Below are 21,997 nucleotides of genomic sequence, written 5' to 3'. Positions count from 1 at the left end.
ATTGATTCCGCGCGGTGTCAGTAAAAAATACGGAGGTTGATTTTACATGGCACAAGATAGTTATCAAAAAGGTTTAGATAAATTAATGGAATATACATTAACGAGTAACGGTGATATTTCAACTCATTTAAAAATTACAGAAGACTTAAAAGACCTAGCTCCTGACGTTGGGAAATATATTATTGAATTTGCCTATGGAGACATTTATTCACGACCGGGTTTAACCAATAAGCAACGAGCATTAGTTACCATTTCATCATTGGTCACTCAGGGTACAGTGCCTCAGCTTGAGCTGCATTTAAATACAGGTTTAACAGCTGGACTAGAGCCGAATGAAATTGTGGAGAGCATCATTCAATTAATCCCATACACAGGTTTCCCTCGCGTGTTAAATGCTTTAAGCGTAGCCAAGAAAGTATTCGCTCAGCGTGACGTGGAAGTAGAGACAGATGAAAAAGAGCTGGTAGAAAATAAATAATAAGCACAACAAAGACGCTCTAAAAGAGCGTCTTTGTTTATGCGAGCTGCTTTTGTTTGGTTTCTTTTCCTAGAAAAACAACCGAACCAACACCGATTAAAATAGCTCCACAAAAGATTGAGAACGTAACGGTTAAAGACGTACCTTGCGTTGACATATATCCAACTAACAGCGGTCCTAAAATTCCTCCAATTCGTCCAAAAGAAGCAGCCATTCCAGCTCCTGTGCCTCGGATAGATGTCGGATATTGCTCAGGTGTATACGCGTATAAAGCACCCCAAGCACCTAAGTTGAAGAAAGACAACAGCATACCTGCTGTTAGCAGCAACCAAAGTGCCTCCGCATTTCCGAAGATATATGCGCTGGCAGCCGTACCTAACAGATATGTGACTAACACGAATTTTCGGCCCATGCGTTCAATAAACCAAGCAGCCGTATAATAGCCAGGCAGTTGAGCTAATGTCATAATCAATACGTATTCAAAGCTTTTGATCAAGCTAAAACCTTTAATGACCATGACGCTAGGTAGCCATAAAAACATGCCGTAATATGAAAATACAACGCAAAACCACAGAACCCACAGCATAATGGTAGATTGACGATAAGGCTTAGACCACACGCTTCTTACATTGTCCGCAATCGACGGTTTCTTTTCTTTTGTCGCTTCCACAAACTGAGGAGAATCGGGCAGTTTAATGCGTAAATAAATGGCATAAAACGCTGGAATAGCCGTTAGGATAAGCGCTAGCTGCCACCCGTAAGCTGGGATTATAAAGTAAGAAATAAGCGCTGCCAGTAGCCAGCCGAACGCCCAAAAACTTTCTAACAGCACGACCACTTTACCGCGTTTTTCCGGCGCCACGGTCTCAGAAACAAGTGTAGAAGCAACAGGCAGCTCTCCTCCTAAACCCATTCCAATTAAAAATCGAAATACTAAAAAAGCAGCAAGGGTAGTAGTAAGAGCCGAAAGGCCGCTTGCCACTGAAAAAAGAACAAGAGTTACAATAAAAACGGTTTTTCGCCCAATTCGATCAGCCAGCAACCCAAACACCAAAGCTCCAACCGCCATTCCGATCGAGTTAACGCTGCCTATCCAACTCATTTCAGTAGGGGAAAGTCCCCATTCAGCGTGAAGAGCTGCAATGATAAAAGACAAAATGCCAACATCCATTGCATCGAAGAGCCATCCGAGCCCTGCGATGCCAAGAAGCTGACGTTCTGATAATTGTTTTGTTTTCATGTCTTCCTCCTAGAAGCAAAGAATTTTGCTTTAAGTTTACACTTGTCTTGACATAATGTCACGTCTATTTTAAAGAAAAAATTCAAGCGGAAAAGCTCTATACCTAATGGCATAGAGCTAATTTTATTCTCATATTTTATCGTAAAGCATTTTTCCAGGCCATGTATACGCCATATGACCGCCGTCTACAGTAATGCAATCACCTGTTACATATGAGCTGTCATCAGATGCTAAAAATAATACAGCACCGGCTACTTCTTCCGGTTTGCCTAGACGGCCCATCGGATCGACCCATTCATATGCTTTTCTGAATTTTTTTCCTTCTTCAGCGCCTGATAAATCATCAAGAAGAGGTGTTTCGATTGTTCCAGGAGCAATTGAGTTAACGCGAATACCTTCACAAGCGTAGTCAATTGCCATGGTTCTTGTTAGGTTGGTAATAGCACCTTTCGCCGCGTTATAGCCAGAACGGTCTAAGTCTGCTGCCATTCCGGACACGGATGAATTATTAATAATCGATCCGCCATTTTCTAACATCAGCGGAATAACGTATTTGCTTACAAGAAACGTTCCGCGTAAATCTACCGACATTAAGCGATCCCAAAGTTCTACTGGATATTCGTGAAGCTTGCCTCCTTCTGTGTCTGTCCCTGCATTATTAAAAAGAATGTCCACTTTTCCAAATTTCTTTTCAATTTCCGCTGTGAATTCTTTTACTTTTTCTTCTTCAGCTACATCTATATAGTAGGCGTAGGCTTCACCGCCAGCGTCTTTAATTTCTTGTGCTGCTTTTTTCACACCGTCTAAATTAATATCGGCACAAATAACAGCCGCGCCTTCTTTCGCAAAGCGCTCAGCGGTTGCTTTTCCTATACCAGAGCTTGACCCCGTAATAACAGCAATTTTTGATTCTAAACGTCCCAATTGTACCCCTCCGAAAAAATAAATATATAAGTATGTATGTTCATGTACCCATCTATTATTTTGATAAAACGTCGCTAGTTTATACATATGTGAATAGAAATAAAGGAACGCAGCAAAACAAATCCATTGTATAATGAACAGCAGTATGTCAGAAAAAATGAGGTGTTTGCATGAAAGCAATCATAAAAAGTTTTATTAACGGACTCTTAACGATTGTCCCTATTATCCTTGTTATTTATATTTTGGTAAGAGTGTTTAATTTTTTAGACAGCATTTTAGGAAACGTATTGAAGCCCTATATGAAGCAGGATTATATACCGGGGGTTGGGATCTTAGCGACTCTTGTCTTAATTACGTTCTTAGGATGGTTATCCACTCGTTTTTTTGCAGGGAAAATCATTAACTTAATTGACCGATTGTTAGAAAGAATACCGCTTGTTAAAACGCTATATACCGTCATTAAAGATACGTTTCAATCTTTTCTTGGAGAGAAAAAGTCCTTTTCAAAAGTAGTTTTAGTGACGATGCCCGGCACGTCCATGAAAGTCATAGGGTTTGTGACCTCTGAAGAAGTAGAAGAGGTGATTCACTCGTTAAAAGACCATTTCGCCGTCTATGTTCCACAAACTTTTCAAGTAGCTGGTTTTACTTTTTTGATTCCAAAAGAAGAAATTGAATGGTTAGATATTAAGCCGGAAGAAGCAATGAAGTTTGTGTTATCTGGGGGAGTATCTAGTTCAAAAGCAGAAAAATAACAGAAGGCTTGTTGAAGCCTTCTGTTATTTTTGTTGGAGTAAGGCTGTTAAAAGATTAAGCGGTTCTTCCAACGGTTTAAGTTCCGTTAAATTTCCAACCATGCCTTTTACAATAGCAGCGGTAGGCTTATCTTTTTTTAGCTCCGTTTGTAAAATGTGAAAGCTGTCTGCGTGCTCATCAGAAATATGATCGCTGGTGTCTAGCAGATGTTTAATTTCCTCAAGAGCTTGTTTTACCTGCTCATTTTTACTTAGAAAAGTCGTTTGTTCCTTTCCGTATATATCTTCACCAAAAGAAGCGGGAATAAGGGGGCGAGGTTTTCTAGCTAATAAATCTTCTACTAATACATCAACTCGGTCCATTATGTACTGTGCTACTTCTTTAAAGGTAAGCTCGTATTGATTGAAGATAATAATTTCTAAAAAGGAATGATGAATACCTTCAATCATTTTCGTTAAATCCGAGATATAAGGAGTTACGTCTTCTCCATATACGCTAACGAGGCTTTTGCGATGAAAGTAAAACGTTTCTCGCTGCATTTTATGAACAAAGGTCTCCGCTTCTTTGTTAAATGGAATAGATTTTTCACGAATTTGCATGATAATAAAATCTCTGTTCTCCGTAATAAATTCATAGAAATAGATGAGCTGATTCATATAGCGGCTGCGGGCATCGTTTACTTCCTCGTCGAGAGCATAAACAGAGCTAAAGAGCTTTTCATAGTAAAAGTTTAGAATTGATAATAAAAGTGCATCCTTAGATTTGAAGTGCAGGTAAAATGCACCTTTTGAAATGTTGCATTCATCTACAATTTCTTGCACAGAGGTAGCATTAAATCCTTTTTTTGCAAAAAGCTTAATCGAAGCTTCAATTATTCTCTTTTCTTTTTCTTTCATGTATTCTACCTCCTTTATTGACCAATTTAGCCATTCATTTCGTTAGATAATAGTATCATACACTAAAAAAGATAAAGGTATATATCAAAGTTAAAACCGAGAGTCAGTTCCTTTGAAAAACGATTTATCGTAAATATGTCTTTATTATGAACATGTTAGGAGAGAGCCTGCTTAGGGTTGACACTGACCGGTTAGTCATTTATATTTTAAGTTGTTGTGACCAATTAGTCAATTTTATTAGTATACATATATTTGAAGGAGGATATGCATTGGGGAAGTTTATTAAATTTTCATTGAAAAATAAATTTGCAGTATGGCTGTTAACACTCTTTGTCATTATTGCAGGGCTGTATTCAGGGTTTAATATGAAACTAGAGACCATTCCTGATATTTCAACGCCTGTTGTAACAGTCAGTGCAACTTATCCGGGAGCCACTCCGGAACAAGTGGCAGATAAGGTGAGTAAGCCGATTGAACAAAAGCTTCAGGGGCTGAGCGGCGTTGACACAGTTAGCTCATCTTCTTATGAAAATATGGCTACCATTCAAGTTGAATATAGCTTTAGTAAAGATATGGAGAAGGCAGAAGACGAAGTTAGACGAGCTCTTTCAAACGTAGATCTGCCAGATGATGTAGAGGAACCAAATGTTTCAAGACAAAGCATTAGTGATTTTCCGATTATTTCATTAAGCGTTTCAGATGATAAAAAATCATTAGAAGAATTAACGAAGTATGTAAAAAATACCGTTGTTCCACAAGTTGAAAAAGTGCAAGGGATTTCTTCGGTCAGCGTGTCAGGAGAACAAGTTGAAGAAGCAGAACTTGTATTCAAACAAGACAAGCTCAAGCAGCTGGGACTCGATGAAGATACGGTGAAAAAGCTTATCCAAGCATCTGATGCAAAAGTGCCGGCTGGTACGTATACGATGGATGGATCTCAAAAATCTGTTGTGGTAGACGGAAAGATGACAACAGAAAAAGATTTGGAAAACTTAGAGATTCCAGCTGTTCCTAGTCAAGGAGCTGCTCAAGATCAGCAACAAGGAATGAGCCAGCAGCAGACACAAGGAGCCGTGCAGCAGGCGCCGTCCGGAGCTTCTATTCCAACTGTGAAATTAAAAGAAATTGCGGATATTAAAGTGACGGGGAAAGCAGAATCTATTTCTCGCACGAACGGAAAACCTTCAATTGCTGTACAAGTTGTCAAAGCGAAGGATGCGAACACAGTAAATGTTGTAAATGATATTAAAGAAAAAATGAATAGCCTGGAAAAGAAAAACAAAGACCTTCACGTTGACAATATTTTTGATCAAGGTAAACCGATTGAAGATTCTGTTCATACGATGCTAAATAAAGCTATTATCGGTGCGGTCTTTGCGGTTATTATTATTCTTTTATTTTTACGTGATATTCGTTCAACAATTATTGCCGTTATTTCGATTCCGCTTTCGTTATTAATCGCCATTTTAGCGCTCAAATCAATGGATATCTCTTTAAATATTATGACGCTTGGAGCGATGACTGTAGCCATCGGAAGGGTTGTAGATGATTCCATTGTCGTTATTGAAAATATTTACCGCCGCATGGCTTATCAGGAAGAAAAGCTTAAAGGAAAAGATTTAATTGTCGCGGCGACGAAAGAGATGTTTGTTCCAATTTTCTCTTCTACAATCGTAACCGTGGCCGTATTCTTACCGTTAGGTCTAGTAGAAGGACCGGTAGGAGAGCTATTCTTACCGTTTGCGTTAACCGTTGTTTCTGCACTGTTAGCATCACTGCTAGTAGCGGTAACACTCGTGCCAATGCTTGCTCATTCGTTATTTAAAACAAATGTAAAAGTAAAAGAAGAAAAACCAAGCAAACTAGCGCACGGATATAAGCGAATTTTGAACTGGACGCTAAACCATAAGCTTATTTCCTTTGGGTTAGCCGTACTACTGTTAGTAGGAAGTTTATTCTTAGTTCCTTCTATTGGCGTGAGCTTCTTATCAGCCGATCAAGAAAAAACGCTGACGCTTACGTATACACCGAAAGCTGGACAGTCTCAAAGCGACGTAGAAAAAGCAGCAAATCGCGCAGAAGCGTACTTGATGAAGAGAGATGGTGTCAAAACGGTTCAGTATTCGTTCGGTGAAGGTAACTCTTTTAATCCGGGAAGCAAAAATAACGTTTTAACATTTGTGCAATATGACGAGGATACACAAAACTTTGATAAAGAGCAGGATAAAGTATTAAAAGCTCTTAATAAACAAGCGAATCAAGGTGAATGGGGCTCAATGAATACGGCGTCTAGCGGCAGCAATAATTCATTAAACGTCCTTATTTACGGAGATAGCTTAGATGAAATCAAACCTTATGCTGATAAAGTTCAGCATGTTTTAGAAAAGCATAAAGAGCTGAAAAATGTCGATTCTACGCTTTCAGATACGTTTGATGAATATACGCTAGTACCGAATCAAAAGAAAGCCGCTGAACTGGGCTTGTCTGCTAGTCAAATCGGCATGCAAATTTCGAACCTTGGACAGCGTGAAGTATTAACGACTATCCAAAAAGACGGAAACGAAATTAACGTATACCTTCCAAAAGAAAAAGAGGATTTCTCTACTTTTGCCGAACTTTCAAGCACAAAAGTGACCTCTCAAACTGGACAGGAAGTTACATTAAATGAAGTTGTCGATATTAAAAAAGGTAAAACATCGAATACGGTAACTCGCCGTGATAATAAAATTTATGCAGAGGTAAGTGCCGATATTAAGAGTGACGATGTAGGCGGCGTTTCTTCTAACGTCCAAAAAGAAGTGAAGAAAATTGATTTACCAAGTGATATGGATATTAACTTTGGCGGAGCATCAGAGCAAATTAATGACTCATTTAGTCAATTAGGAATTGCTATGCTCGCAGCCATCGGTATCGTATATTTCGTACTAGTACTGACATTTGGTGGAGGTTTAGCACCGTTTGCTATCTTATTCTCACTTCCATTTACACTCATTGGTGCACTAGTGGCGCTGTTAATCTCTGGAGAAACGATCAGCATTTCTTCGATGATTGGAGCTCTTATGCTGATTGGAATTGTGGTAACAAATGCAATTGTTCTGATTGATCGCGTGATTCATAAAGAGCACGAGGGTCTCTCAACGCGTGAAGCGTTACTAGAAGCTGGAATGACACGTCTTCGCCCAATCTTAATGACAGCTATTGCAACGATTGGTGCACTGCTTCCATTAGCTTTTGGATTTGAAGGTGGAGGCCTTATTTCAAAAGGGCTAGGGGTTACGGTAATCGGAGGACTAACAAGTTCTACGCTGCTTACGCTCATTATCGTTCCAATTGTCTATGAGTTTTTTATGAAGTTTAAGCGCAAAAAAGTAAAAGAGTAGAAGCAAAACAAATTTCCGCTTTTGAGGTGAATAGCGATGAAGTCAATTGATAAACTAATGAAACAGCTGATTCAACAAGGAATTAAAGCAAAGAAAGTAACGATTGATAAATCAAAGCGCCAGCAGTGGATGTCCATGTCATTGCCTAAAACGGCATGGCAGCATTCAAAATAAAAAAGAGCTGACTTAGAGTCAGCTCTTTTTTTATTAACGATCTGTATCTTCAAATGATCCTTCTTGGTAGGCGTCGCTTACTTGCTCATGTGTTTCTGCTAGACCTTGTGAGAGTGCATCTTGTCGGTTATAATCTTCTGTTTCGAACTGACGGTCAGCCATTTCATTTGTATCAGGCTGCTTTTTAGGCTGTTTTTTTGAATTCATTTTCACCACTCCTATTTAATAAAGTGAGACCACGGTTAGTGTGCGATGAAAGGAAATGCATTATACATGCAAAAAGAGCTTCGATTCGTCGAAGCTCTTTCTTTCATAATTATTGTTGTTTTTTATCTAAGAAGATTTTTTCAATATCATCAAGTACGATATTAGCTGCTAACACACCGCCTGCTGTATTCCAAGTAGCATCATCTACTTTATGAACATCGTCTTCTTGAGCTACTTTTAACTTTTTGAAAAGCGGATCGTTTATCCATTCTTTTTCAAGTTTTGTTGCTTCGCCGTCTCCCGTTTCATAAGAGAAGTAGAATAGCTGATCGCCGTCCATTGCCGGAATGCGTTCTTTTGTTGCATTCATTTCAGCAAAATCATTTTTGTCTTGAGACTCAGGGCGAGCAAAGCCAAGCTGATCTAAAATAACGCCTGAGAACGAATCTTTATGATAGATACGAACGTCTCCAGCTGTAAAGCGTACAACTGAGATTTTTTGTTTTAACTGATCTCCAAGGCGTTTCTTTAAATCTGCTACGCGATTGTTATAGTCAGCTAATACTTCTTTACCTTTTTCTTCTTTATTTACAGCTTTTGCATATAGCTTAAAGTTTGATTTCCAGTCTCCGCGTAGCTCTTCAGAAAATACAGTCGGAGCAATTTGACTAAGCTGATCGTATACTTTTTCTTGGCGCATTTTATTTCCAATAATCAAGTCAGGCTTTAAAGCAGCGATTGCTTCTAAGCTTGGCTCGCTTTCTGTACCCACACTTTTAACGCCTTTCATCTGACCTTTAATATGGTCATACCACGGATTTCCTAACCATGATTGAACAGCACCCACAGGCTTTACACCCATTGCAAGAAGAGCTTCAGTACCTTCGTTTGTTAAAACGACCACTCGTTTAGGTGTTCCTTTAATATCTGTTTTATCCATTGCGTGTTTTACTGTATAAGTTTCGCCAGAACCCTCAGTTTTTTCTTTTTTATCGCCGTCAGCGCTGTTTGAATTACCGCAGGCTGCCAGCACAAGCAGTGTCATAATGGTAAGAATGGATAACAAATATGACAACTTGCCTTTAGAATATGTATTCACATCTTTTCCCCCTTATAAGTGATAATGATTTTCATTAACAATTAAGATAATATTCTAACTTTTAAGCGGTGTCAATTAAAAATTGAAAATGATTCTCAAAATCATTGACACTTTTTTCAATGTTTCCTAAACTAAAGGTTAGATATATATAGGAATCATCTTAGAGGAGAGCAATGAAAATGATGCTACGCAGTATTCAAATGAAAGTAATGGGGCTCATCATTGGAATCATGCTGCTTTTAATCTGTATTGGATTAAGTATCGTACTCGGATACACAGATACAAGTATCAAGACAGCATTTGAAGCTTTTCAAGCGTTTAACGGTTCGAATGAGCACATAGTTATTCAAAATATTCGATTGCCGCGCGCTATAATCGGTGCTGTGGTAGGTATTTGTTTAGGAATTGCAGGAGCAATGATGCAGGCGTTAACGAAAAACCCACTTGCTTCACCAGATATTATTGGTGTGAACGCTGGGGCCAGCTTTTTTATTGTTGTTGCAGTGATGATTTTTTCGGTCAATTCACTTCAAGCTTTTACATGGATTGCATTTGTAGGAGCGGCATTAACCGTAGTGGTTGTCTATTTTCTTGGGTCCATCGGAAAAGAAGGATTAACACCTATTAAATTGACGCTCGCAGGAGCGGCTATTGCAGCCTTTTTCTCTTCTTTAACACAAGGACTGCTGGCTGTGGATGAATCTTCACTTGATCAAGTTCTCTTTTGGCTGGCTGGGTCTGTTCAAGGGCGCAAGGTGGAAATGCTGTATGGCATACTGCCTTATGTAGTGCTAGCAATTATTGTCACGTTTTTTATTGCTTCAAAAATTAATATTTTAACGATTGGTGAAGATGTAGCTAAAGGATTAGGTCAAAGAACGGCTCTTGTCAAAATTATAAGCGGGATCATTATTGCCATCTTAGCTGGTGGAGCCGTTGCAGTAGCCGGTCCGATTAGCTTTGTTGGAATCATTGTTCCTCATGTTGTAAGAGCAATTGTAGGACAAGATTATCGCTGGGTATTTCCCTATAGTGCGGTTGCCGGCGGGATTTTAATTTTATTAGCTGATGTTGCGGCCAGGTATGTCATTATGCCTCAAGAAATCCCTGTTGGAGTCATGACTGCTGTTATTGGTACACCTTTCTTTATCTATATGGCAAGGAAAGGGGCCAAAGCGTCATGAAAACATACTTATCTCTTCGCTTAAAGCGGATTTCATTTTTAGTTAACATAAAAGCAGCTTTGATTATCACTGGTTTTTTAGCTGCACTTGTTGCCCTTTTTTTATTAAGTGCAGGTACGGGTGACTTATTTATCAATCCCTTTCGTGTGATTAACATTTTAGCGGGTCATGGACTGGAGTTTGAACGGTTAGTTGTTACCTCCTTTAGACTTCCGCGCATTATCGTTGCCATTTGTGCCGGTATTTGTTTAGCCATTGCAGGTGCTATCTTGCAGGGGCTTGTGAGAAATCCGCTTGCTTCACCAGACTTAATTGGATTAACAGGAGGAGCGTCAGTCGGTGTAGTGTTATTTTTGACACTATTTAGTGATAAAAGCAACTCGTTAACCGTAAGTATTAATTGGATGCCTGTTAGCGCATTTTTAGGTGCAGTGGCAGTGGCGCTTTTACTTTATGTGTTTGCCTGGAAAAATGGCGTCTCTCCTATTACACTAGTATTAATAGGAATTGGATTAACAGCGTTAACGAAAGCTATGACCACGCTGTTTATGATTATGGGTCCTATCTATCGCGCCAGCCAGGCAAATATTTGGATTACTGGAACGGTGTATGGCTCAAACTGGGCCAGTGTTTCCGTACTAGTTCCTGTTACAATAGGGCTGGTTATCATCACGATTTTAATGATTCGAAATTTAAATGTTCAAGAATTAGGTGAAGAAATTGCGACTAACGTTGGAAGTCGCGTTCAAAAAAATCGATTGGCACTATTGCTGATGAGTACAGCTTTAACAGGAAGCGCCGTTGCATTTGCCGGCGGAATTAGCTTTGTAGGATTGCTTGCTCCACATATTGCCCGAAAGCTGGTAGGTTCTTCATTCGGAGCTTTAATACCGCTATCGGCACTAATCGGAGCGATTTTAATCACAGCAGCAGATTTAATTGGCCGAACATTTTTCTTGCCAATCGAAGTGCCAGCAGGTGTATTTACAGCTGCAATTGGCGCACCGTACTTCATTTATTTACTATACAAACAAAGAAACGTATAGCATTCTTTGTAGAAGGAGCGATTCGCATGCATTCGTTAGAAACAAAATCGCTAACATTATCATATGGAGAAGCGATGATTATAGATGAGCTTGACGTTACCATCCCAAAGGGTGAGATTACGGTTTTTATCGGCAGTAATGGATGCGGAAAATCTACGCTGCTGCGTTCACTAGCAAGATTATTAAAGCCACATGCCGGCTCTATTTTACTAGAAGGCTCTAAAATTTCCTCTCTTCCTACAAAGGAAATTGCAAAGCAGCTAGCAATCCTTCCGCAAGGTCCTGTTGCACCTGAAGGGCTGACAGTGCTTCAGCTTGTTAAACAAGGGCGCTATCCGTATCAAAATTGGTTCCGTCAGTGGTCTCAAGAAGATGAAGAAAAAGTACAAAATGCACTCGAAGCAACAGGGTTAGCAGACTTGGCTGATCGTCAAGTTGATTCGCTTTCTGGAGGACAGCGTCAGCGCGCATGGATTGCCATGACATTAGCACAAGATACGGATATTATTTTACTTGATGAACCGACAACGTATTTAGATATGACGCATCAAATTGAGATCTTGGACTTGTTGTTTGAACTGAATGAAAAAGAAAATCGTACCATCGTAATGGTGCTGCATGATTTAAACTTAGCCTGCCGCTATGCTCATCATATTGTGGCGCTTCAAGATAAAAAAATCTATGCACAGGGAAGACCAGAAGAAGTCATTAACTGCGATTTAGTACAGCGAGTCTTTAATATGAACTGTGAAGTGACGGTGGATCCGTTATTTGGAACGCCTCTTTGTATTCCTCATGGGCGCGGACGATGTATTGTGAATAAGCTGCGCGTTGAAACGCAGCATGCTCAATAAGAAAGAGCAAAGCGAGTTAGCAGAAAAATTCCGCTGTACGTTTAAAGATAACTCGCTGTATAGGTTGTCTCCCTCCAGCTGCATGGACGAAAGCAGGCTGAGGATGCAGCTGCTGTGGATTCAACAGACGATGGAGGCTGATAACTTGAGAGCAGCTGCTTCCATGTTAGCGAAGCGGTATAGCTTTGTTGTGGTGGCGGCTTTGTATTCATTTATTGTGTTTCAAAAAAAGATAAACGCATCGACTAAAAATGTTTCGTTGCATACAGAAGAAGCTGAAACGATGTGGATCCCAAAAGTGTTTATCTCAGAAATTGAGACGAAAGAAGTAACAGAGGACAATCGGAAAATTCTTCTTGATGAACTTCTTGATGAATTGTTTGCTCATCACATTGAGCCGATATGGTCATCGCTGCGTAAAGTGACAAAAATCTCGAAGCTGACGCTGTGGGAAAACGTAGCTGTTTATATCCACTGGCTTTATGATTTGCTTTTAGCAAATGAAGAAATAGAAAATGTGCAAGTACAAAAGAATTTACGATACGTGTTGGAAGAAGCTGAGGGTCACCACTTTGGTTCATACCATCATAATCCGTTTGCTAGGTACAGTTCACCTCCTCCATATGTAGAGAAGCAAAAGCAGGAGATAAGAGGTCGGCAAACGTGCTGTTTGTCTTACCAAACAGGAGATAAAAAGACTTATTGTCGAACGTGTCCGGTTATTTGTAAACCAAAGAAAGAAGTGATTGTGCATGAGTAAAACCTTTCAAGAGCAATTCGACGGTTTGATTGAAAAGTATACGGAACTAATGGTTGGTCAAAGTGACGAACAGCTGCAGGAAAAAGTGAAAATGTGGGCACTTTACAACCATATCTCAAAATCCATGCCGCCTTTAACAAAGCATTGGAATCAATTATATCCAGAAGCAAAAGCGGAAATGGTCGAGATTGTGAAGGAAATAAAAGAGCTGAATGAAGCGCATCGAGCGTCACAGCGAAAACCAGAATAAAAACATTCATCACAAAGCTGATGGATGTTTTTTTATCCAAAAGCTCTCGGTCGTTTTTTGATTTTGTATGCATATGTTAATAAAGGGTGCCTATCTATCTAGTTTAGAAAATGGTAAAATTAATGATAATTAAATAAATTATGTTAGGTGTATGACAAGTGAAGGCGGGGGGTTGCTTTGGAACAAACGATAAGAAACTTTTTTTTATTGTTATCAAAAAGCAAAAAGTTAACAAAGCTGGCTAAGCGCTATGGCTTACGTTTTGGAGCAGCACGTTTTGTTGCAGGGGAAACCATCGATGAAGCTGTTAGTGTGGTAAAAAAGCTAAATGAACAGGGATTAAAAGTAACGATTGATTATCTTGGCGAGTTTGTGGAAAGTGAAGCTGAAGTTGATCATGCTGCAGCTCAATGCATAAAGGCCATTCACCTTATACACAAAGAAAGATTGGATTCAGAAATTTCTTTAAAATTAACGTCTATGGGACTGGATATTTCAGAGGATTTGGCACTTCATCATATGCGGCGTATTCTTGAAGAAGCGGAAAAATATAGCGTATTTGTGACGATTGATATGGAGGACTATAAGCGATGCAGCAAGACGATTAAGCTATTTAAACAATTAAAAAATGAGTATGAACACGTAGGGACGGTGCTTCAAGCATATTTATATCGAACAGAAAGTGACGTCCGTGAATTAGATGCTTATGCTCCTAAATTAAGGTTAGTGAAAGGGGCGTACAAAGAAGCAGCAGACGTGGCGTTTCCTGATAAAGAAGATGTAGACGAAAACTTCAAAAACATAATTGGACTCCACTTATTAAACGGTCACTACACAGCAGTTGCTACTCACGATGAACGAATCATTCAGTATGCAAAAGAGTTTGTTAAAAAGCATGGAATTTCAATGAATCAGTTTGAATTTCAGATGCTATACGGCATTCGATCAGAAAGGCAAGTTCAGCTCGTAGCAGAACAATATAAAATGAGAGTGTACGTTCCTTATGGAACGGACTGGTATGGGTACTTTATGAGGCGCCTTGCAGAAAGACCTGCAAATGTCGCATTTGTCTTAAAAGGAATTGTAAAAAAATAATAATGAAATGGTCGTGATGACAAAGTAAGAAATAATCAAAAATCGAACATGATTCGATTACTCATGTTCGATTTTGGGGTTAATGTCCTTGAGTGTTATGCTTTGTGTACTGTTGGTTTTGAGATGTCTTTTTACCGCGTCCGTGCGGTTCATTGACCGGTCCAGCATTTCCTTTAACGCTTGCTGCGCTTACGCCTGCTGACGATGGATCCTTCTTTAATTTGCTCACAAAATCACCTCCTGTGTATTAAGATAACCAAACACATTAAAAATAGTTAGAGATAATATTGTGAATATATTGCGAAAATTTAAAAAATGTTTTATAGTAAAATCAGAGATTAACAGTGACTCTCTTTTTTTACGCATAAAATGAATGACCATTCATTCAATATATTAAAGGGGATGTGGGGATAATTATGAACATAAAAAAAGCCGCCGTTTTAGGTTCAGGAGTTATGGGCTCTGGAATTGCAGCTCATTTAGCAAATGTAGGAATTCCAACGCTTTTGCTAGACGTGGTTCCAACTTCATTAACAGCAGACGAGGAAAAAAAACAGCTAACACTTGAAGATAGGCAAGTGAGAAATCGGTTGAGTACAACTGCTCTAGCTAAATTAACGAAGCAAAAACCGGCGCCTTTAACGTCGAAGTCATCACTATCGTTAATTACTCCAGGAAATCTTGAAGATCATTTACAGCAGTTAAGCGACTGTGATTGGATTATTGAAGTAGTAGTGGAACGTCTTGATATTAAACAGCAGTTGTTTGAAAGAATTGACAGTGTACGAAAAAAAGGAAGTATCGTAAGTTCAAATACTTCAGGAATATCGATCCACGAAATGGCTAAAGGACGCTCAGAAGATTTTAAAGCGCATTTTTTAGGAACGCACTTTTTTAATCCACCGCGTTATTTAAAGTTATTAGAAATCATTCCAACTCATGACACAAAATCAGAAATTGTTGAATATATGAAAACGTTTGGTGAAGATGTATTAGGTAAAGGAGTAGTTATTGCAAAAGATACGCCTAACTTTATCGCCAACCGTATCGGTACGTACGGTTTACTTGTGACCGTTCAAGAAATGTTAAAAGGTAATTACAGCGTGGGAGAAGTTGACTCTGTGACGGGCCCCTTAATTGGAAGACCAAAAAGCGCAACGTTTCGAACATTAGACGTAGTGGGACTAGACACATTTATTCATGTGGCCAACAATGTATTTGACAAAGTAGAAGGCAAAGAAAAAGAAGTGTTCGATGTCCCTTTATTTATGAAACAAATGCAGGAAAATGGCTGGCTGGGAAGCAAGTCGGGGCAAGGCTTCTTTTTGAAGAAAGGAAAGGAAATTTTGGAACTTGATCCTAGTACACTTCAATACGTCGAGAGAAAGAAGTTAAAAACAGCTTCTACTGAATTAAGCAAGCAGGCAAAAGGGCTACAAAATAAAATGAAAGCGCTTATATATTCTGGTGATCGTGCCGGCCAGCTTCTTTGGAATGTGATCAGTCCCGTTCTTGTATATGCAGCACAGTTAAAAAATGAAATCGCCGACGATATCGTGGCCATTGATCAAGCTATGAAGTGGGGATTTGGCTGGAAAATGGGTCCTTTTGAGACGTGGGATGCAATTGGTTTAGAAAAGTCAATTGAGAAGATGGAGCAGTCCGGTTTAGCAGTTCCGCAGTGGGTAAAACAAATGCAGGAAAATGGATTTACAAGCTTCTATAAAGAAATGGAAGGTCAAACGCTTTACTACGAAGATGATGAGTATAAAGCAGTAAAAGAAAATAAAAAGGTGATTCACCTGTCATCTTTACGTTCTCAAAATAATGTCATTTTAGAAAACAGCGGAGCGAGTTTAATTGATTTAGGAGATGATGTGGCGTGCCTGCAGTTCACCTCTCCTAATAATGCAATCGGGCTAGATATTATTAGCTTATTAAATCAGTCTCTTGAAGAAGTGAATAAGAACTATAAAGGGCTGGTCATAGGAAATCAAGGGAAAAATTTCTGTGTTGGCGCTAACTTGGCTATGATTTTAATGGAAGCACAAGATGACAATTATTTTGAAATTGAATTTGTCATTAAACAATTTCAACAGGCAATGATGAAGGTGAAATACAATGAAAAGCCGGTTGTTGCAGCTCCATTTGCGATGACTCTTGGAGGAGGAGCAGAAATTTGCTTACCGTCAGCTAAAATCCAAGCTTCTGCTGAAACTTACATGGGCCTTGTAGAAGTAGGAGTCGGACTCATTCCTGGTGGAGGAGGTAATAAGGAGCTTTATATCAAACAGCTAAATGGTTTACCGAACGGTGTAACGCTCGATCTTCAGCAAATTGCCAATAAAACATTTGAAACAATTGCTACTGCAAAAGTATCTACTTCCGCTGCAGAAGCTAGACAGCTAAACTTTTTAAACCGCCATGATGGCATCAGCGTAAACGGAGATCACTTGCTGAATGATGCGAAGAACTCAGTCCTTGCTTTACATGACACGGGCTATAAACCACCTGTAAGAACTAAAATTCCTGTGGTTGGAGAAACAGGATATGCAACGTTGCTGCTAGGAGCTCAATCCATGAAGTATTCAGGATATATATCAGAACATGATTATAAAATTGCTAGTAAGTTAGCATTTGTGTTAGCCGGAGGACGTGTAGCGTTTGGTTCGGAAGTTGATGAAGAGTATTTGCTGGACTTAGAGAGAGAAGCATTTTTAAGCCTTGTTGGAGAAGCGAAGTCTCAAGAACGTATGCAGCACATGTTAGTTAAAGGAAAACCACTGCGTAATTAAGGGGGAGAAAAAATGAGAGAAGCAGTTATTGTAGCAGGTGCTAGGACACCGGTCGGAAAAGCAAAAAAAGGTTCACTGGCAAGTGTTAGACCTGATGATTTGGGAGCCATTGCGGTTAAAGAAACTCTTCGCCGAGCAGGAGGATACGAAGGACCAATTGATGATTTAATTATTGGTTGTGCGATGCCTGAAGCAGAACAAGGTTTGAATATGGCTCGAAATATTGGCGCTCTTGCGGGTTTGCCTTATACGGTGCCAGCAATAACGATTAATCGTTATTGTTCATCAGGTTTGCAAAGTATTGCCTACGGTGCAGAACGAATTATGCTAGGGCAAGCCAAAGCGGTGTTAGCTGGAGGAGCAGAATCAATGAGTTTTGTTCCGATGTTTGGAAACGTAGCGCGTCCGAATGTTCAGCTGGTTGAAAATGCGCCGGAATATTATATGGGCATGGGACATACAGCAGAACAAGTGGCGATGAAATACGGCATTTCACGTGAAGACCAGGATGCGTTTGCTGTACGCAGCCATCAAAAAGCAGCAAAAGCACTTCAAGAAGGGAAGTTTAACGACGAAATTGTTCCGGTGGAAGTGACGCTTCGAAAAGTGGATGAAAACAATAAGCTCCGTGAACAAAAGCTGATGTTCTCTCAAGATGAAGGAGTTCGTCCCGGCACAACTGCGGACGTATTAGGGAAACTTCGTCCAGCTTTTTCGATTAAAGGATCCGTAACGGCTGGAAACTCTTCACAGACAAGTGACGGAGCTGCATCCGTTTTTCTAATGGATAAAGAACAAGCTGAAGCAGAAGGCTTAAAGCCTTTGCTTAAGTTTCGCTCATTTGCAGTTGGAGGAGTTCCACCTGAAGTAATGGGGATTGGCCCGGTAGCTGCCATCCCTAAAGCTCTTAAACTAGCAGGGCTGGAGCTTTCTGATATCGGATTGTTTGAATTAAATGAAGCATTTGCTTCTCAAGCACTTGGCGTTATTCGTGAATTAAATATTAATGAAGATAAAGTAAATGTAAACGGAGGCGCTATTGCCTTAGGTCATCCATTAGGTTGTACCGGAGCTAAGCTGACTCTTAGCTTAATGCACGAAATGCAGCGTCGGAATGAGCAGTTTGGTATTGTCACGATGTGTATTGGCGGAGGAATGGGAGCTGCTGGTGTATTTGAATTGTTAGCATAATCATTTCAAAGGGGGATATGAACATGTCAAATAAAACAAAACAAATGATTAAAGGTGGAAGCTTTTTAATTGAAGAAGGTGATGCAAGCCGCGTTTATACGCCGGAGGATTATACATCTGAACAAAAGATGATTGCCAAAACGACAGATGAATTTGTAGAAAATGAAGTCCTTCCACAAGTGGAATATTTAGAAAAGCATGAGTTTGACCGCTCTGTAAAGTTATTAAAACAAGCTGGTGAATTAGGGTTACTTGGTGCAGATGTACCGGAAGAATACGGTGGACTCGGTTTAGATAAAATTACCTCGGCTTTAATTGCTGAAAAAATGTCTCGAGCAGGCGGATTTTCCATCACTCATGGTGCTCACGTAGGAATTGGGTCATTGCCAATCGTCTTATTTGGAACAGAAGAGCAAAAACAAGCATATTTACCTGCTTTAGCAGTTGGGGAAAAAATAGCAGCATATGCGTTAACAGAACCTGGTTCTGGTTCCGATGCCCTCGGTGCTCGCACAACAGCTCGCCTTAACGCCGAAGGCACACACTATGTGTTAAATGGAGAAAAGCAGTGGATTACGAATGCCGGATTTGCTGATGTGTTCGTAGTGTATGCGAAAATCGACGGTGATAAATTTTCTGCTTTTATCGTTGAACGCGAATTCCCAGGCGTTTCGGTTGGACCGGAAGAGAAGAAGATGGGAATCAAGAGTTCATCAACAAGAACGTTGATTCTTGAAGATGCGCTTGTTCCAAAAGAAAACGTGTTAGGTGAAATTGGAAAAGGCCATGTGATTGCGTTTAACATCTTAAATATTGGGCGCTATAAGCTTGGAGTTGGAGCAGTTGGGGCAGGTAAACGTGCGTTAGAAATTACGTCTCAATATGTTAACCAGCGTCAGCAGTTTAAAACGCCCATCGCTAAATTTTCATTAACCCAAGAAAAGTTAGCAACAATGGCTTCTAAATTGTATGCAACTGAAAGCTCTGTCTATCGTACGGTAGGACTTTTTGAAGACCATATGGGCCAGCTTTCAGAAGAACAGCAAAAAGACGGAAAGCAAATTGCCGCTTCCATTGCTGAATATGCTATTGAGTGTTCATTAAATAAAGTGTTTGCAACGGAATCTCTTGACTACATCGTAGATGAAGGCGTCCAGCTTCACGGAGGCTATGGTTTTATGAGTGAGTATGAAATTGAGCGCCTGTATCGTGATTCCCGCATTAACCGTATTTTTGAAGGAACAAATGAAATTAATCGTCTCTTAGTACCAGGCACGTATTTACGCAAAGCGCTAAAAGGAGAGCTTCCGTTGCTTCAAAAAGCACAAACGCTTCAAGAAGAATTGATGATGCTTATGCCACAAGAAGTAGGAAATGAGCCGTTAGATCAAGAAAAGATGCTTGTGCAAAATGGAAAGAAAATTGCGCTCTTGCTTTTAGGTCTAGCTGCACAGAAGTATGGTAAAGAATTAGAGAAAGAACAAGAAATTCTCGTTAATATTTCTGATATGATCAGTAACGTATATGCAATGGAATCCACTGTTTTACGTACTGAAAAAGCCATTTCTAAAACAGGAGCAGATCAAAACAGCTTAAAAGTAAAATATACGCAAGTATTTTGCCAAGAAGCATTTAATCGAATTGAAGCAGATGCAAAAGAAACATTAATTGGCATTGAACAAGGTGATACGCTTAGAGTTATGCTTTCATCTCTTCGCAAGCTAACGCGTTACACACCAATCAATGTGATTAGCGTAAAGCGCGAGATTGCAAAAACGCTTCTAGAAGTAGAGAAATTCACAGTTTAATGCAAAAAGGAGCTCGTTTCGCGAGCTTCTTTTTGTTTAAGAAGCCTCTATCTAGGTAAATGATAAAGGATGTGTTAAAATACGAAAAAAGCTTAAAATAAAGGGTGGTTGACGAAATGTCATTATTTTTTTATTCATATCCAAAGTGCGGTACATGCCGAAAAGCCAAGAAGTGGCTGGATGATAACGGAGTAGCATATGAAGAAATTCATATTGTAGAAAACCCGCCAACAAAAGAGCAGCTGCAAGCTTATTATCAGAACAGCGGCTTAGAATTAAAAAAATTCTTTAATACAAGCGGTAAAAAGTATCGCGAATTAGGGCTTAAAGATAAAGTAAGCGGTGCGAGTGAAGACGAACTTCTGTCTATTCTTGCGTCAGATGGCATGTTAATTAAGCGTCCGCTGCTAACAGATGGACAAAAAGTAACGCTTGGCTTCAAAGAAGAGCAGTTTGAGGACGTGTGGAAGTAAGTTTTCAAATAGAAAATTTTTACCTTTTACGTTACACTGTTAATAGGAAGTTATTTTAGGTTGTAGAAAGTGTTCTCCACGTTGAAGGCGCTTTTTATATAAACAAATTACGATACATATTTTGGAGGGATTAAGATGAGTACACCAAAAGATTTGCGTTATTCTGAAGAGCATGAATGGGTAAAAACAGAAGGAGACGTTGTCCGCGTAGGTATTACGCATTTCGCTCAAGCTGAGCTTGGCGACATCGTATTCGTTGAACTGCCAGAAGTAGGAGCAAAAGTAGAAGCTGACGAGCCGTTTGGCAGCGTTGAATCAGTAAAAACAGTTTCTGAGCTTTATGCACCAATTAGCGGTGAAGTTGTAGCAGTAAACGATAACTTAAGCGATAGCCCTGAACTTGTTAATGAATCTCCATACGAAGAAGCATGGATGATTACAATCAAACCATCTGATGCTTCTCAAGTAGACAAGCTAATGACAGCAGAGCAATACGAAGAAATGACAAACGAAGGATAATATTCCTCCATAAATTGTCTTTATGAAAAGTTTTTGACTGGACACTCTATTAGTAAACAAGCTAAAGGAGTGTCTTTTTATGTTTGAAAAACAAAAAATGGACGTTACAGATCGCGTTACAGCTAAATTTCATGACGGCGGTATGAAATTATATGTTGATAAGCAGCCAATTGGTGAAGTTAGTTACGGAACAAGCGGCAATGAATATCGCTTTGAAGAAGGGTATTCGCAAGAAAATAATAAGTTCTACCAATATACGGATGTACAAAAGCAAGGTGAAACGCAAAAATATACAGACTGCGACGAAGAAGCAGGATGGTGCTAAACAGTGGCAACTGCCGCTGTTTTTCTCGTTTTATGGAAAAAATATGGCCTAAGCTGCCTTTAAAAACAGTTCTTTCTTGCAAATTTCTTTTAAAAAACAGGTGAACTGTGATACATTAACGAATATTGTATAGCATAAAGAAATGATGTTACTATACAACTGACGATTATGGGTGATGAAAATGGGGCTAATTGAAATTGAAAAAGTAATTATTGTCGAAGGGAAATCAGATAAAAAACGTATTCAAGATATCATTCGAGAACCAATTGAAATTATCTGTACAAACGGTACGATTAGTTTATCAAAGCTGGATGAAATTATTGACTGTACGTTTAACAAAGAGGTATACATACTCGTTGACTCTGATGATTCAGGGAATAAGCTAAGAAAACAATTTAAACGAGAGCTTCCGGAAGCAGAGCATCTATATATTGATAAAATGTACCGAGAGGTTGCTGCCGCCCCTAGACATCACATAGCAACAGTATTACTGAGTGCCAATATCGATGTTAATGCAGAATTTTTAACATAAAAGGAATGAGC

23 protein-coding genes are annotated in these 21,997 nt (G+C 39.4%); 17 read left to right on the top strand and 6 right to left on the bottom strand.

What is annotated here, in order from left to right; translation table 11 throughout:
• Positions 1-46 precede the first annotated feature (46 nt).
• Entirely contained in the window at positions 47-478 is a 432-nt protein-coding gene (locus ACN6NE_RS09670) for a carboxymuconolactone decarboxylase family protein (protein WP_129705300.1), read from the top strand.
• 37 nt (positions 479-515) lie between these two features.
• On the opposite strand, the gene ACN6NE_RS09665 is transcribed toward ACN6NE_RS09670, so the two are convergent.
• Entirely contained in the window at positions 516-1,718 is a 1,203-nt protein-coding gene (locus ACN6NE_RS09665; protein WP_129705298.1) for an MFS transporter, read from the bottom strand.
• Positions 1,719-1,847: 129 nt separating this feature from the next.
• Positions 1,848-2,642: an SDR family oxidoreductase gene (locus tag ACN6NE_RS09660; protein ID WP_474325266.1), complete on the bottom strand. Its 795-nt coding sequence runs from the start codon at positions 2,640-2,642 to the stop codon at positions 1,848-1,850.
• Positions 2,643-2,812: 170 nt separating this feature from the next.
• Between ACN6NE_RS09660 and ACN6NE_RS09655 the strand changes: the two genes are divergently transcribed.
• Positions 2,813-3,397 carry a DUF502 domain-containing protein gene (locus ACN6NE_RS09655; RefSeq protein ID WP_075421564.1) on the top strand — a complete coding sequence of 195 codons (585 nt, stop codon included), beginning with the start codon at positions 2,813-2,815 and terminating at the stop codon, positions 3,395-3,397.
• 24 nt (positions 3,398-3,421) lie between these two features.
• Here the strand turns inward: ACN6NE_RS09655 and ACN6NE_RS09650 are convergent, their stop codons facing one another.
• The gene (locus ACN6NE_RS09650) at positions 3,422-4,294 is read right to left on the bottom strand and encodes a TetR/AcrR family transcriptional regulator (RefSeq protein WP_474325265.1); all 873 of its coding nucleotides are present in this window, start codon (positions 4,292-4,294) and stop codon (positions 3,422-3,424) included.
• 269 nt (positions 4,295-4,563) lie between these two features.
• On the opposite strand from ACN6NE_RS09650, the gene ACN6NE_RS09645 reads away from it, so the two are divergent.
• Together ACN6NE_RS09645 and ACN6NE_RS09640 are read left to right on the top strand one after the other, a co-directional pair.
• Entirely contained in the window at positions 4,564-7,674 is a 3,111-nt protein-coding gene (locus tag ACN6NE_RS09645; protein ID WP_474325264.1) for an efflux RND transporter permease subunit, read from the top strand.
• 36 nt (positions 7,675-7,710) lie between these two features.
• Complete coding sequence (locus ACN6NE_RS09640) at positions 7,711-7,848, top strand: hypothetical protein (RefSeq protein WP_014457868.1); 138 nt, start codon at positions 7,711-7,713, stop codon at positions 7,846-7,848.
• Between the two features lie 33 nt (positions 7,849-7,881).
• Here ACN6NE_RS09640 and ACN6NE_RS09635 read toward each other — a convergent pair whose 3' ends face one another.
• Together ACN6NE_RS09635 and ACN6NE_RS09630 are read right to left on the bottom strand one after the other, a co-directional pair.
• Complete coding sequence (locus tag ACN6NE_RS09635; protein WP_013085357.1) at positions 7,882-8,055, bottom strand: YozQ family protein; 174 nt, start codon at positions 8,053-8,055, stop codon at positions 7,882-7,884.
• A gap of 109 nt (positions 8,056-8,164) precedes the next feature.
• The gene (locus ACN6NE_RS09630; RefSeq protein ID WP_129705287.1) at positions 8,165-9,154 is read right to left on the bottom strand and encodes an ABC transporter substrate-binding protein; all 990 of its coding nucleotides are present in this window, start codon (positions 9,152-9,154) and stop codon (positions 8,165-8,167) included.
• A gap of 179 nt (positions 9,155-9,333) precedes the next feature.
• Between ACN6NE_RS09630 and ACN6NE_RS09625 the strand changes: the two genes are divergently transcribed.
• The 6 genes from ACN6NE_RS09625 to ACN6NE_RS09600 all read left to right on the top strand — a co-directional run bounded on the left by ACN6NE_RS09625 (position 9,334) and on the right by ACN6NE_RS09600 (position 14,343).
• Positions 9,334-10,338 (top strand): FecCD family ABC transporter permease, encoded by a 1,005-nt coding sequence (locus ACN6NE_RS09625; RefSeq protein WP_474325263.1) that lies wholly within the window; start codon positions 9,334-9,336, stop codon positions 10,336-10,338.
• Positions 10,335-11,384: a FecCD family ABC transporter permease gene (locus ACN6NE_RS09620; protein ID WP_129705285.1), complete on the top strand. Its 1,050-nt coding sequence runs from the start codon at positions 10,335-10,337 to the stop codon at positions 11,382-11,384. The genes ACN6NE_RS09625 and ACN6NE_RS09620 overlap by 4 nt, the downstream gene beginning before the upstream one ends.
• 26 nt (positions 11,385-11,410) lie before the next feature.
• A complete protein-coding gene (locus tag ACN6NE_RS09615) occupies positions 11,411-12,238 on the top strand; it encodes an ABC transporter ATP-binding protein (protein ID WP_013059664.1) in 828 nt (275 codons plus the stop codon).
• 103 nt (positions 12,239-12,341) lie between these two features.
• The gene (locus tag ACN6NE_RS09610) at positions 12,342-12,998 is read left to right on the top strand and encodes an IucA/IucC family C-terminal-domain containing protein (RefSeq protein ID WP_240702561.1); all 657 of its coding nucleotides are present in this window, start codon (positions 12,342-12,344) and stop codon (positions 12,996-12,998) included.
• On the top strand, positions 12,991-13,248 hold the full coding sequence (locus ACN6NE_RS09605; protein WP_013059662.1) for a YusU family protein: 258 nt from the start codon (positions 12,991-12,993) through the stop codon (positions 13,246-13,248). The genes ACN6NE_RS09610 and ACN6NE_RS09605 overlap by 8 nt, the downstream gene beginning before the upstream one ends.
• Before the next feature lie 177 nt (positions 13,249-13,425).
• Positions 13,426-14,343, top strand: a complete 918-nt coding sequence (locus tag ACN6NE_RS09600; protein ID WP_129705280.1) for a proline dehydrogenase family protein — start codon at positions 13,426-13,428, stop codon at positions 14,341-14,343.
• A gap of 79 nt (positions 14,344-14,422) precedes the next feature.
• Here ACN6NE_RS09600 and ACN6NE_RS09595 read toward each other — a convergent pair whose 3' ends face one another.
• Positions 14,423-14,572 (bottom strand): YuzL family protein, encoded by a 150-nt coding sequence (locus tag ACN6NE_RS09595; protein WP_013059660.1) that lies wholly within the window; start codon positions 14,570-14,572, stop codon positions 14,423-14,425.
• 184 nt (positions 14,573-14,756) lie between these two features.
• On the opposite strand from ACN6NE_RS09595, the gene ACN6NE_RS09590 reads away from it, so the two are divergent.
• From ACN6NE_RS09590 to ACN6NE_RS09560, 7 genes are all read left to right on the top strand, one after another.
• Positions 14,757-17,138 (top strand): 3-hydroxyacyl-CoA dehydrogenase/enoyl-CoA hydratase family protein, encoded by a 2,382-nt coding sequence (locus ACN6NE_RS09590; RefSeq protein ID WP_205654878.1) that lies wholly within the window; start codon positions 14,757-14,759, stop codon positions 17,136-17,138.
• Positions 17,139-17,150: 12 nt separating this feature from the next.
• Entirely contained in the window at positions 17,151-18,329 is a 1,179-nt protein-coding gene (locus tag ACN6NE_RS09585) for an acetyl-CoA C-acetyltransferase (protein ID WP_050688954.1), read from the top strand.
• Between the two features lie 23 nt (positions 18,330-18,352).
• A complete protein-coding gene (locus ACN6NE_RS09580; protein ID WP_129705276.1) occupies positions 18,353-20,137 on the top strand; it encodes an acyl-CoA dehydrogenase family protein in 1,785 nt (594 codons plus the stop codon).
• Between the two features lie 116 nt (positions 20,138-20,253).
• Entirely contained in the window at positions 20,254-20,610 is a 357-nt protein-coding gene (locus tag ACN6NE_RS09575; RefSeq protein WP_474325262.1) for an arsenate reductase family protein, read from the top strand.
• A 135-nt stretch (positions 20,611-20,745) separates the two neighbouring features.
• The gene (gene gcvH, locus ACN6NE_RS09570; RefSeq protein ID WP_116077547.1) at positions 20,746-21,129 is read left to right on the top strand and encodes a glycine cleavage system protein GcvH; all 384 of its coding nucleotides are present in this window, start codon (positions 20,746-20,748) and stop codon (positions 21,127-21,129) included.
• A 79-nt stretch (positions 21,130-21,208) separates the two neighbouring features.
• On the top strand, positions 21,209-21,454 hold the full coding sequence (locus tag ACN6NE_RS09565; RefSeq protein ID WP_013059654.1) for a YusG family protein: 246 nt from the start codon (positions 21,209-21,211) through the stop codon (positions 21,452-21,454).
• A gap of 181 nt (positions 21,455-21,635) precedes the next feature.
• The gene (locus tag ACN6NE_RS09560) at positions 21,636-21,986 is read left to right on the top strand and encodes a toprim domain-containing protein (protein ID WP_025752660.1); all 351 of its coding nucleotides are present in this window, start codon (positions 21,636-21,638) and stop codon (positions 21,984-21,986) included.
• Positions 21,987-21,997 lie beyond the last annotated feature (11 nt).

This window comes from Priestia sp. 53B2 (assembly GCF_056099005.1).
This window is presented reverse-complemented; position numbering and strand designations above follow the sequence as displayed.

Bases quoted from the DNA above. Each gene is read 5' to 3' on its own strand.
- ACN6NE_RS09670 (WP_129705300.1), top strand. From the start codon at position 47: ATGGCACAAGATAGTTATCAAAAAGGTTTAGATAAATTAATGGAATAT.
- ACN6NE_RS09665 (WP_129705298.1), bottom strand. From the start codon at position 1,718: ATGAAAACAAAACAATTATCAGAACGTCAGCTTCTTGGCATCGCAGGG.
- ACN6NE_RS09655 (WP_075421564.1), top strand. From the start codon at position 2,813: ATGAAAGCAATCATAAAAAGTTTTATTAACGGACTCTTAACGATTGTC.
- ACN6NE_RS09650 (WP_474325265.1), bottom strand. From the start codon at position 4,294: ATGAAAGAAAAAGAAAAGAGAATAATTGAAGCTTCGATTAAGCTTTTT.
- ACN6NE_RS09640 (WP_014457868.1), top strand. From the start codon at position 7,711: ATGAAGTCAATTGATAAACTAATGAAACAGCTGATTCAACAAGGAATT.
- ACN6NE_RS09635 (WP_013085357.1), bottom strand. From the start codon at position 8,055: ATGAATTCAAAAAAACAGCCTAAAAAGCAGCCTGATACAAATGAAATG.
- ACN6NE_RS09625 (WP_474325263.1), top strand. From the start codon at position 9,334: ATGATGCTACGCAGTATTCAAATGAAAGTAATGGGGCTCATCATTGGA.
- ACN6NE_RS09620 (WP_129705285.1), top strand. From the start codon at position 10,335: ATGAAAACATACTTATCTCTTCGCTTAAAGCGGATTTCATTTTTAGTT.
- ACN6NE_RS09615 (WP_013059664.1), top strand. From the start codon at position 11,411: ATGCATTCGTTAGAAACAAAATCGCTAACATTATCATATGGAGAAGCG.
- ACN6NE_RS09610 (WP_240702561.1), top strand. From the start codon at position 12,342: ATGCAGCTGCTGTGGATTCAACAGACGATGGAGGCTGATAACTTGAGA.
- ACN6NE_RS09605 (WP_013059662.1), top strand. From the start codon at position 12,991: ATGAGTAAAACCTTTCAAGAGCAATTCGACGGTTTGATTGAAAAGTAT.
- ACN6NE_RS09585 (WP_050688954.1), top strand. From the start codon at position 17,151: ATGAGAGAAGCAGTTATTGTAGCAGGTGCTAGGACACCGGTCGGAAAA.
- ACN6NE_RS09580 (WP_129705276.1), top strand. From the start codon at position 18,353: ATGTCAAATAAAACAAAACAAATGATTAAAGGTGGAAGCTTTTTAATT.
- ACN6NE_RS09575 (WP_474325262.1), top strand. From the start codon at position 20,254: ATGTCATTATTTTTTTATTCATATCCAAAGTGCGGTACATGCCGAAAA.
- gcvH (WP_116077547.1), top strand. From the start codon at position 20,746: ATGAGTACACCAAAAGATTTGCGTTATTCTGAAGAGCATGAATGGGTA.
- ACN6NE_RS09565 (WP_013059654.1), top strand. From the start codon at position 21,209: ATGTTTGAAAAACAAAAAATGGACGTTACAGATCGCGTTACAGCTAAA.
- ACN6NE_RS09560 (WP_025752660.1), top strand. From the start codon at position 21,636: ATGGGGCTAATTGAAATTGAAAAAGTAATTATTGTCGAAGGGAAATCA.